The sequence below is a fragment of the Nocardia sp. NPDC004582 genome (assembly GCF_053602115.1).
The window spans coordinates 74,309-84,774 of the sequence record NZ_JBSGCY010000011.1 but is presented as its reverse complement, the minus strand read 5'-3'; the positions used below and the strand labels follow the sequence as shown (position 1 = coordinate 84,774).

The 10,466-nt window shown below is 70.5% G+C and carries 8 protein-coding genes and 1 pseudogene; 3 read left to right on the top strand and 6 right to left on the bottom strand.

From position 1 onward, the window contains the following. A pseudogene (locus ACWELJ_RS05970) lies at positions 1-554 on the bottom strand (signal recognition particle-docking protein FtsY); the annotation flags it as partial. A 215-nt stretch (positions 555-769) separates the two neighbouring features. On the opposite strand from ACWELJ_RS05970, the gene ACWELJ_RS05965 reads away from it, so the two are divergent. Continuing rightward, entirely contained in the window at positions 770-1,159 is a 390-nt protein-coding gene (locus ACWELJ_RS05965) for a DUF2237 family protein (protein WP_452365055.1), read from the top strand. Between the two features lie 4 nt (positions 1,160-1,163). Here ACWELJ_RS05965 and ACWELJ_RS05960 read toward each other — a convergent pair whose 3' ends face one another. After that, positions 1,164-2,060, bottom strand: a complete 897-nt coding sequence (locus tag ACWELJ_RS05960; RefSeq protein ID WP_452365054.1) for a hypothetical protein — start codon at positions 2,058-2,060, stop codon at positions 1,164-1,166. A gap of 173 nt (positions 2,061-2,233) precedes the next feature. Continuing rightward, positions 2,234-3,004: a TetR/AcrR family transcriptional regulator gene (locus tag ACWELJ_RS05955; protein ID WP_452365053.1), complete on the bottom strand. Its 771-nt coding sequence runs from the start codon at positions 3,002-3,004 to the stop codon at positions 2,234-2,236. A gap of 104 nt (positions 3,005-3,108) precedes the next feature. Here ACWELJ_RS05955 and ACWELJ_RS05950 point away from each other — a divergent pair, with 104 nt between their 5' ends. Then, positions 3,109-4,023, top strand: coding sequence for an NmrA family NAD(P)-binding protein (locus tag ACWELJ_RS05950; RefSeq protein WP_452365052.1), 915 nt, complete (start codon positions 3,109-3,111; stop codon positions 4,021-4,023). 31 nt (positions 4,024-4,054) lie between these two features. Here ACWELJ_RS05950 and ACWELJ_RS05945 read toward each other — a convergent pair whose 3' ends face one another. The 3 genes from ACWELJ_RS05945 to ACWELJ_RS05935 form a co-directional block, all read right to left on the bottom strand. Beyond that, a complete protein-coding gene (locus tag ACWELJ_RS05945; RefSeq protein ID WP_452365051.1) occupies positions 4,055-4,693 on the bottom strand; it encodes an HAD family acid phosphatase in 639 nt (212 codons plus the stop codon). Between the two features lie 93 nt (positions 4,694-4,786). Beyond that, positions 4,787-8,542: an AAA family ATPase gene (locus tag ACWELJ_RS05940; RefSeq protein ID WP_452365050.1), complete on the bottom strand. Its 3,756-nt coding sequence runs from the start codon at positions 8,540-8,542 to the stop codon at positions 4,787-4,789. An 89-nt stretch (positions 8,543-8,631) separates the two neighbouring features. Beyond that, entirely contained in the window at positions 8,632-9,060 is a 429-nt protein-coding gene (locus ACWELJ_RS05935; protein WP_452365049.1) for a DUF1707 SHOCT-like domain-containing protein, read from the bottom strand. A gap of 173 nt (positions 9,061-9,233) precedes the next feature. On the opposite strand from ACWELJ_RS05935, the gene ACWELJ_RS05930 reads away from it, so the two are divergent. Next, positions 9,234-10,466, top strand: a complete 1,233-nt coding sequence (locus tag ACWELJ_RS05930) for an acyl-CoA dehydrogenase family protein (protein WP_452365048.1) — start codon at positions 9,234-9,236, stop codon at positions 10,464-10,466.

Sequence of the window (10,466 nt, the reverse complement as noted above, 5' to 3'; positions counted from 1 at the left end):
GCCGCGGAGTCCGGCGTGCCCGCCCCGGCCGCCGCGGCCGCCTCGTCGGTCGCGACGGACTCATCGCCGCCGGCGGTCGTATCGGTCGCGGCGGACGCATCGGTGGCGGTCGTATCCGTCGCGACGGTCTCGTCGGTCGCGGCGGTGTCCTCGGCGGGCGTGACGGCCTGCGCGGCCGGGGCGGGTTCGGGCCCCTGGACAGGTTCGGGCAGGCGCACATCGTGGATGCTGCGCTTGCCGGAGTCGCGCGGGATGGCCGCGTCGTCGCCGATATGGGGCTGGCCCTCGTCGTCGGTGCGCTCGGGCGGGAGCGGCACCGGTTTGGGCTTGGTGGCGGGGACCTGCTCGCGTTCGGGAGCGGTCGCGCCCTGGCTGAAGCTGAATCCGCTCGCGGCCTGGTATCCGCCGGACCGGTCGGCGAGCTCCTTGGTCTCGGTGATCTCCTGGGTCAGCGAGATCCGGCGGCGCTTGTTCAGGGCATATCCGGCAACCAGCGCCACGAGCAGCACCGCCGCGATGGCGGCGATGAGAATCCAAACTTCTGCAGTCGTCACCGCCCCATCCTTTCAGAGGTGGTTGCGATGTCGGATTCACGCACCTACCGTCGCGTCGGGGGCCGTGGCAGATATCACATGGCGGGGCCGTGCGGTGTATCGACACGCCGGGGTGTGGTCCGAAAATCCGACCATCTACCAACCGGTCTGCTCGACTACGTGCCACAGTGCGGAAGGAGCGGCGAATGCGACACCGAGACAATAGGATCGGCGACGTGACCGATCGAAATGTGCTTGGGGGACCGCTGGAGGAGTGTGGCACCGATCCTCTCACCGGCTTCTACCGGGACGGATGCTGCAGCACCGGTCCCGAGGATTTGGGCAGCCACACCGTGTGCACGGTGGTGACCGCGGAATTCCTGGAGCACCAGAAGTCGATCGGCAACGACCTCGTCACCCCGCGGCCGGACAACAACTTCCCCGGCCTGCAGCCGGGCGACCGCTGGTGCGTGGTCGCCGTGCGCTGGCTGCACGCCCACGAGGACGGGGTGGCCGCGCCCGTGGTGCTGGCCGCCACCCATGAGAACGCCCTCGAGGTGGTGCCCATGGAGACGCTCAGAAAGTACGCCGTCGACGTCCCCGACGACGTCAGCGACCTGCTCTAGTCGTTCACGCCCGGCTCTGGTCGTCGACGCCCTTGCGCAGTAAAGCCTCGGTGGCGCTGCGCAATTCGACGCGGGCCGCGCACAGTCGCGGATCGGAGGCGAAGGCCACCCGGTCCGCGCCCGCGTGCAGCGGGCCGCTGAGCACCTGCAGGGTGATGGACCCGGCGATGGCCCCGAAGAACAGGGCCACCAGGGCGGGCCGCTCCCCCGCCAGGGTCAGGGTGAGCGCCGCCTGGCCGCCGAACACCGCCGCGGTGGCCGCCGAGATGATCAGCGAGTGGGTCATGTCCGCGCGCAGCGCCTCGCCCTCGTCGTAGGCGTCGAGCACCGCGATGCCCAGGCCCAGCACCACCAGGTCGGCGGCGGTCACCGACAGCATGGCCGTGCTGGGCAGCACATTGAACCCGAGCAGGATCAGCGCCGCGCTCAGCCCGAGCAGCAGCGCGCCCACGGTGAGCAGCCCGGCCGCGGAACGCCGTGAGTCCTCGGACCATTCGGCCTGCTGACCGAGCATGGCCAGCATGGTGCCGAGCAGGGCCAGCAAGGTGATCGCGCCGAGTACGTAGCCCGCGGGCAGGAAGCCGCCCGCGGCGGGCATGGCCAGCAGCCCGCACAGCGGCACCAGCCCGGCCCGCCACCAGCGGTCGATCCGTTCCACCCCGGCGGGCAGCAGCCGCACGAAGGCGCCGCTGAAGGCCAGCACCGGGGCGCACACCAGCACGATGCGCACACCGTCGAACCAGGGACTTCCCCCCGCCATCCGATCCACCACCACCGCCGCGGCGAACGCCAGCAATCCGATTGCCGCTCTGCGTAACAACAGCTTTCGCGGATCCCGCGCCAGTAGATACAAACCGAGCCACCATGCGGCACCGAACGCCGCGGCCGACACCCAAACCACGCAGGGAGCGTACTGCCCCGTTACCGGTGCGCGGGTCCATACCGCAACGCCGTATATGGCCTTCTACCAGTATTTTTCGCCGTTTCCAGGCCCTCGTCACACCTTCGCATCCGTTTGGGCACACGCAGGTCACGAAGGGCCCCAAAGGCTTTCACCGCGGACCGCGCGAAGGGTCAGGCGGGTACCGCGTGGCGGCGGCGGTGGGCCTTCTGCCGGCAGGCTGCCGAACAGTAGCGGGCGGGGCGGCCGGTGCCGGTCGGGTGGATCGGTGTGGCGCAGATCGGGCAGTGCGGGGCCGGTGTTTCGTCACGAGCGGCCGTTTCGTCACGCGCGACGATCGCATTCCGGCGTTTCGTCACGGACCGGATCGGGGGCCGGGCGCGCATGGCGTCCAGGATCAGGGCCGCGGGGCGGGACAGCCCCTGGTCCGGGGAGAGGCGTTGGATCGCAACACAACCCGTGAACAGGGCGAGGACGTCGGGCAGGGTGAGGTCGGCGCGGACGGAGCCCTGACGCTGGGCGGCGGTGAGCAGGTCGTCGAGGGCGGTGTGGAAGCGGGCGCCGGCGTCGCGCACCAGTTCGCGCGGCCAGCCGTCATTGTTGACCATGTCGCACACGGCCTGGTTGCGATGGCTGGAGGTGATCACCTCGGTGCAGAAGGCGAAGAAGGCGGCCCCCGGGTCGGGGGCGTCGCGCAGCCGGTGGGCCAGGCCGGTGAGCCGGTCGATGCGTTGCTGCATAACGGCTTCCAGCAGCGCGGTCTTGGTGGGGAAATGGCGGTAGACGGTGCCCGCCCCGACCCCGGCGCGGCGGGCGACCTCGGCCAGGGAGACCGCGAGCCCGCCCTCGGCGAGGGCGCGTTGCGCGGCGGCCAGGACCAGGGCGCGATTGCGGCGCGCGTCGGCGCGGGCGTTGGGGGCGAGGCTGGTGGTGGGTGCGGGCATTTCGTTACGCGCGTCCTTTCCGGTGCTGGCCAACGCGAACGCGGCGGTCCTAGCGTGCATATCCGGGTCGACCGACCCGAATACTACCGAACGAACGGGTGACAATGTCTTCTCAGAAGGATCTGGCGTCTGCTCCCCATGACCCGATCTTGGTGACCGGCGCGACCGGCAAGCAGGGCGGCGTCACCGCCCGCCGGCTGCTCGACGCGGGCCGGTCGGTGCGCGTGCTGGTGCGCGATCCGGAATCGGCCGCGGCGCAGGCCCTCGCCGCGGCGGGCGCGGAGCTCGCCGTCGGCGACTTCGACCGTCCCGAGACCCTCGCCCCGGCCCTGGCGGGCGTGGGCGCGGCGTTCCTGGTGCCGCCCGCCGCCTTCGGCCCCGACGGCTGGGATGTCGACCTGGAGGTCGCGCGCGGCACCGCTTTCATCGACGCGGCGACCGCCGCCGGGGTGAAGTTCATCGTGTTCACCACCGTCGCCTCCCTGACCGAGGACGGTCAGTGGGGCGCGCAGGGCAAGCGGCGCGTGGAGGACGCGCTGCGCGCCAGCGGCCTGCACTGGACGATCCTGCGTCCGGCCCGGTTCATGGAGAACTATCTCATGCGGGGCTTCCCGGTGGACGGCATCGATGACGGCGTGCACCGGCATCTGTTCCCGGCGGACAAGCCGATCCAGTCCATCGCGCTCGAGGACATCGCGGTGATCGCGCGGCTGGCCTTCGACGATCCGGCCCGATTCCACGGCGAGGTGCTGGAATTGGCCGGTGACGCCCTGACCATGACCGAGGCCGCGGCGGCCATCACCGCCGCGACCGGCCACCAGGTCCGCTACGTGGAGGCGTCGCAGGCCGACGCCGAGGCCATGGGCCCCGAGGTCGGTGTGGTCTGGCGGCTGTCCCGGGAGGGCCGGGGCTGGCACGCCGATATTCCGGCGGTCCGCGAAATCCATCCCGGCCTGCGGACTTTCGAGGCGTGGCTCGCCGAATCCGGTGCGGCGCGGTTGAAGTCGCTGCTGGATTGACGAGCGCGCGCTCGATCGGGGTCCGGCTGGATCAGTTCAGCGCGCCGTTGTAGTCGGGCAGCTTGAAGGTCTGCTGGGCGTGGCCGCCGGACAGGTCGGAGGCGCTGTTGCCGATATTCGCGACGATGGTGTAGCCCTGGGCCTCGATCGAGGCGCGGGTGGCGGTCTTGTAGTCGGCGAGCGCGCCCGCGCCCGCGGAGCCGGTGGTGAGGCCGCCGCCGTAGAGGCCGTCGACCGGGTAGCCGACCGTGGTCAGGTTGATCTGGGTGTAGATGTTCATCACCGAGGGGCGGCCGGTCACGAAGATGATCGCCGCGCCTTGGCTTTTCGCCCATTTGGCCAGGGCCAGCACGGGCGGGATGGCCGGGGTGATGGGCGCCGCGTGGTAGCTGGTCTCCAGCGAGGTGTTGTCGATGTCGAGGACGATGGCCGGCTTGGTGACGCCGGGCAGCGCGGTGGTCAGGTAGGTCTGGGCGGCGGTGGCGACGGTGGTGACGTCGCTGATCCACTGGCTGTAGGGCGGCAGGTTGGCATTGCCGCCGCCGGAGCCCGACAGCGATCCGGTGCCCGATCCGGACCCGGCGGATCCGGTGTCGGCGAGGGCGAGCGGGAGCGGGGCGGCGAGGCCGACGGTGAGTCCGGCGGCCAGGACGGCGATGGAGCGCTTCATGGGGCCGGACGCTAGCGGCAACCCAATGGGACGCGCAGGTGTTTCACTCTGACATGGGGATGAATTCCCGCTCACCGGGACACCGTGGCGACGCTACGGCGTCGCGCCGACCAGGTTCTCCCCGCGCATCCGCTGCGAGATCACCTGCGTGATGCCGTCACCGCGCATGCTGACGCCGTAGAGGGCGTCGGCGATCTCCATGGTCGGCTTCTGGTGGGTGATCACGATCAGCTGGCTCTTCTCCCGCAGCTGCTCGAACAGTCCGATGAGCCGGCGCAGGTTGGTGTCGTCCAGCGCGGCCTCGACCTCGTCCATCACATAGAAGGGCGAGGGCCGGGCACGGAAGATCGACACCAGGAAAGCGACCGCGGCCAAGGACTTCTCGCCGCCGGAGAGCAGCGACAGCCGCTTGACCTTCTTGCCCGGCGGGCGGGCCTCGACCTCGACGCCGGTGGTGAGCATATCCGCGGGATTGGTGAGCAGCAGCCGCCCCTCACCGCCGGGGAACAGGCGGCCGAAGACGCCGGTGAACTCGCGTTCCACATCCTCGTAGGCCTCGGTGAAGACCTGCAGGATGCGCTCGTCGACCTCGGCGACCACGTCGAGCAGGTCCTGGCGGGCCTTCTTGACGTCCTCGAGCTGGGTGTTGAGGAAGGTGTAGCGCTCCTCGAGCGCCGCGAACTCCTCCAGCGCCAGGGGATTCACCTTGCCGAGGGTGACCAGGTCCTTCTCGAGCCGCTTGGCGCGGCGTTCCTGGGTGGCGCGATCGTAGGGCATGGGCTGCGGTTCGCTGACCGCGTCGCCGCGGTCGCGGGCCTGCTCGTACTCCATCATCTCCAGCGCGGTGGGCGGCATGGGGACGTCGGGGCCGTATTCGGCGATGAGGTCGTCGAGGCTGACGCCGAACTGTTCGGCGATGGTGGTCTCGACCTGTTCGATGCGCAGCGCGGCCTGGGCGCGGGCCACCTCGTCGCGGTGCACGGTGTCGGTGAGCTGGGCGAGCTGGGTGGCAAGGGCGCGCGAGCGCTCCTTGGTCTGTTCGACCTTGGCGGCGTATTCGGTACGGCGGCGCACCAATTCGTCGCGGCGGGCCGCGGCCTGGGCCACCACCTGTTCGAGTTCGACGGCGATCTTCTCGGCGGAGGCGGCGACCACGGCGGCGAGGGCGGCGGCCTGGCGGCGGGCGGACTGGGCGCGTTCGGCGCGGGCCCGGTTCTCGCGTTCGGCGCGGGCGGCGCGGCGCAGCGAATCGGCTTTGCCGCGTACCGATTCCGCGCGTTCTTCGGCGGTACGCACGGCCAGGCGGGCCTCGACCTCCATGGAGCGGACCTCGGCGAGGGCGGCGGCGGCCTCCTCGCGGGCGTACCCGGCGGTCTCGGTGCCCGCGGCTTCCGGGTCCAGGTCGGCTTGTTCGTTCTCGGCGTGCCGCAGCCGGTCCTCGAGTTCGGCGAGTTTGGCGAGGGTGTCCTCGCGGCCGGTCTCGGCGTCGGCGCGCTGGGCCAGCAGCCGGTCGCATTCGCGCTGGGCGGCGCGGGCGGCGTGGCCGAGGCGGCCCAGCCGGTCGTAGATAGCGACCAGGGCCTGGTCGGATTCGTGCAGGGCGAGCAGGGCGTGGTCGACGGCTTCCTTGCGGTCGGCCTGCTCCGCGAGCGCCCCGGCGAGCGCGGCCTCGAGCTCCTCGGCCTGCCGCTGCCAGGACGCCAATTCGGCGGTGGCGGAGTCGATGTCGGCCTGCACCTCGAGCTGACTGGGAGCGCGGTCGGAGCCGCCGAGCACCCAGCCGCTGCCGGTGATGTCGCCCTCACGGGTGACGACCCGCAGTTCCGGGCGCGCGGCGATGACCTCTGCGGCGGTGGCGAGATCGTCCGCTACGACCACGCCCGTGGTGAGGGCGGCGATCGCACCGCGCAGGTTGGCCGGGCAGTCCACCACCTCGGCCAGCCACCGCGCGCTCCCGGGCAGTCGCGAATCCACCTGTCCCGCACCGGCATACCGTCCCGCTGCGGCAGCGTCTCCCAGGGCGACCCCGCCACCCGCGGGCACGGCGTCTCCCGTCGACGCCGTGTTCACCGGCGCAGCCGGGTCGGTGTATGCCGGCCGACCGGCGGCACTCGCCCCGCCGTCAGGTCGTGAGCCCGCTGCGTCGGCGAACACCAGGGCCGCGCGTCCACCGTCGGCATCCTTGAGCGCGCGGACCGCGGCGTGGGCCGACGGACCCGTATCAGCGGCCACCGCGTCGGCGAGCGGACCGAGCGCTGCGGCGACCGCGGCTTCGAAACCGCCGTGCACGCGGATCAATCCGGACAGCGGGCCGAGCAGGCCGTCCGAGCGATTCTCGAGCAGCCAGGCCGCGCCGTCCTTGCGGCGCAAACCCATGGCCAGGGCTTCGATGCGGGCGGTCAAGGAGGCGACGCGCTGTCCGGCTTCGCGGTCCTGTTCGCGCAGTTCGGTGACGCGCTGGTCGGCCAGGGCGAGGGCCTGGGCGGCGTGCTCGTAGGCGTGGTCGAGGCCTTCCTCGCCCGCGTCGAGTTCGTCGAGTTCGCCTTGGACGGCTTCGAATTCGGCGTTGGCGTCCTCGCCGCGGCGGCGGGCCTCGGTGATGGCGGTGGACATGCGGGCCACCTCGCCGTCCACCGACTGGGCGCGGATGCGCAGGGTGTCGACCTGACCGGAGAGCCGGGCCAGGCCCTCACGGCGGTCGGCGATGGCGCGGACCGCGGCCAGGTGGGCCTGTTCGGCGGCTTTGGCGGCCTGCTCGCGTTCGTAGAGTTGCTCGCGCGCCGCTTCCAGGGTCTCGGTGGCGATTTCGACGGCTTCGCGCAGTTCGGCTTCTTCGGCCTCGACCCGATCGGCTTCGCGCTCCAGCTGTTCCGGGTCGCGGCCGGTGCCGGTCGGTTGCTCGATGGTCAGGTTGCGCGCGCGATCACGCGCGATCCGGATAGTGGCGTTGACGCGTTCGGTCAACGCGGACAGCTGGAACCAGGTCTGCGCGGCGGCCTCGGCGCTGGGGGTCAGCTTGGACAGCTCGAATTCCTGCTGTGCCAGTGCGGCATTGGCGGCGTCGAGTTCGGCCTGCACGGTGACGTGCTGCTCGCGCGCGTAGGCCTCCTTGCTCTGCTGGCTCTCGAGTTCGCGGCGGCGGCTGACCAGATCGTCGGCGGCGAGCCGCAATCGGGCGTCCCGCAGTTCGGACTGGACGGTCGCGGCGCGACGCGCCACCTCGGCCTGCCGGCCCAGCGGCTTGAGCTGGCGGCGCAGTTCGGTGGTGAGGTCGGTGAGACGGGCCAGATTGGCCTGCATGGCGTCCAGCTTGCGGACCGCCTTCTCCTTGCGGCGGCGGTGCTTGAGCACGCCCGCGGCCTCCTCGATGAAGGCTCGCCGATCCTCCGGCCGCGACTCCAGGATCGCCGAGAGCTGCCCCTGACCGACGATGACGTGCATCTCGCGGCCGATACCGGAGTCCGACAGCAGTTCCTGCACGTCCATCAACCGGCAGGAGTTGCCGTTGATCTCGTACTCGCCCGCGCCGTCGCGGAACATGCGGCGGGTGATCGACACTTCCGAGTACTCGATGGGCAGCACCCCGTCGGAGTTGTCGATGGTCAGCGTGACTTCGGCACGACCGAGCGGGGCGCGGCCCGCGGTACCGGCGAAGATGACGTCCTGCATCTTCCCGCCCCGCAGCGCTTTCGCGCCCTGCTCACCCATCACCCAGGTGAGCGCGTCGACGACGTTCGACTTGCCCGACCCGTTGGGCCCCACCACACAGGTGATCCCCGGCTCGAATCGCAACGTCGTCGCGGACGCGAAGGACTTGAACCCCTTCAACGTCAGACTCTTCAGGTGCACAGCGGCTCAGACTACCCGCTCCCCGAAGATTGCCCCGAGTATGCCGACCCCGCGTCCCTTCTGCGCCACGGCGCCATCCGGGTCGCGGGTCAGCGGGCGCGGTAGCGGTTCCAGGCGGCCGATTCCCAGCCCATGACGACGCGGAAGATCAGCACCGCGCCCCAGGGGCCGATGACCCAGATGGGCCAGGGGTAGGTGAATTCGCCCGCGGCCACCGAGATCGCGGCCCAGATGAACAGGCACAGCAGGCTCACCCCGAGCCAGGCGCTGCCCTCGATCCGCTGCCACAGCGGCAGCCGGGTGCGCGAAGTGGTCTGCGGCGCAACGGCCTTCGGGAGTTTGGGCAGGTCCCGCAGGACCAGCTGGAGGTCTTCGCGGGTGGTGGTGGCGTAGACGCTGGTGAGGCGGTCGTTGTATTCGGCGAGGTCCAGGCGGCCTTCGGACAGGTGGCGGCCCAGCAGATCGGCGATCTGGGCGCGTTCGGCGCCGGAGGCGCGGGTGCCGGTGGTGATGTCCATGTCGATCCTTAACGGTCGGGCACTGCCGGATATTCCATTGTGGAACGTTAATCCAGGATAAACCTCCACATTGGAATGTTCAAGGGATTCAAGTGATGGCGGGTGCCAGCACATTTGCCAGCAGGGGGGATGCGGTGAGATGGTTGGTGCCAGTTCTCGGACAAGGAGTCATCGTGGACCTTGACTGGTCGCCTGCTGATCTGGCGTTTCGTGATGAAGTGCGCAGCTTTCTCGACGAAAAGTTAACCGACGATCTACGCCGAGCGGGACGGTTGGCGACCAGCGTCTACCCGGACCACGAGGCCAGCATGCAGTGGCAGCACATCCTGCACGAGCGCGGCTGGGCCGCCCCGGCCTGGCCGGTGAAGTACGGCGGCTGCGCCTGGAGCCTCACCCAGCACTACATCTTCGGCCGCGAATGCACCCTGGCCGGGGCGCCGAACCTGTCCCCCATGGGAATTCGCATGGTCTCGCACGCGATCATGGCGTTCGGCACCCCGGAGCAGAAGGACTTCTTCCTGCCCGGCATCCTCACCGGCGAGGTCTTCTTCTGCCAGGGCTATTCCGAGCCCGAGGCCGGTTCGGACCTGGCCTCGCTGTCCATGGCCGCGGTCGCCGACGGCGAGGACCTGGTGGTCACCGGCTCCAAGATCTGGACCACCCACGCCACCGAGGCGAACTGGATCTTCGCCCTGGTCCGCACCTCCAAGCAGGCCAAGAAGCAACAGGGCATCACCTTCCTGCTGATCGATATGCGCACCCCGGGCATCGAGATCCGGCCGCTGGTCATGACTTCCGGCGAGCAGGTGCAGAACCAGGTGTTCTTCGATCAGGTCCGGGTGCCGAAGGCGAACGTGCTGGGGCAGATCGACGACGGCTGGACCGTGGCCAAGTTCCTGCTCAACTTCGAGCGCGGCGGCGGCGCGGTGGCCCCGGCCCTGCAGGTGATGGCCGAGGAGCTGGCCCAGGCCGCGACCGAGCAGGTCGCCCCGGGCGGCGGCGCGCTCATCGACGATCCCGCCTTCGCCGCCAAACTGGCCGATGCCCGGCTGCGCGCCGATGTGCTGGAGATCCTCGAATACCGCACCCTCGCACTGGTTTCCAGCGGCAAGGATCCGGGCCCGGCGGCGTCCACGCTCAAGATCCTGGGTACCGAGCTGAGCCAGGCGCTCACCGAGCTGGCGCTGGAGGCGGCCGGTCCGCGCGGCCGCGCCTACCAGCCGCACGCCACCATGCCGGGCGGCCCGATCGCCGACTTCACCCCGCCCGCCGACGGTTTCGTCGCGGGCGAGGAATGGCAGGCGGTCGCCCCGCTGCGGTACTTCAACGACCGCGCCGGCTCGATCTACGCCGGCAGCAACGAGATTCAGCGCAACATCATCGCCAAAGCCACCCTGGGACTGTGA

What these genes read in the sequence shown, in the direction of transcription:
- ACWELJ_RS05955 (WP_452365053.1), bottom strand. Translation starts at nt 3,004, where the DNA reads ATGCCCGCACCCACCACCAGCCTCGCCCCCAACGCCCGCGCCGACGCG.
- ACWELJ_RS05950 (WP_452365052.1), top strand. Translation starts at nt 3,109, where the DNA reads ATGTCTTCTCAGAAGGATCTGGCGTCTGCTCCCCATGACCCGATCTTG.
- ACWELJ_RS05945 (WP_452365051.1), bottom strand. Translation starts at nt 4,693, where the DNA reads ATGAAGCGCTCCATCGCCGTCCTGGCCGCCGGACTCACCGTCGGCCTC.
- ACWELJ_RS05935 (WP_452365049.1), bottom strand. Translation starts at nt 9,060, where the DNA reads ATGGACATCACCACCGGCACCCGCGCCTCCGGCGCCGAACGCGCCCAG.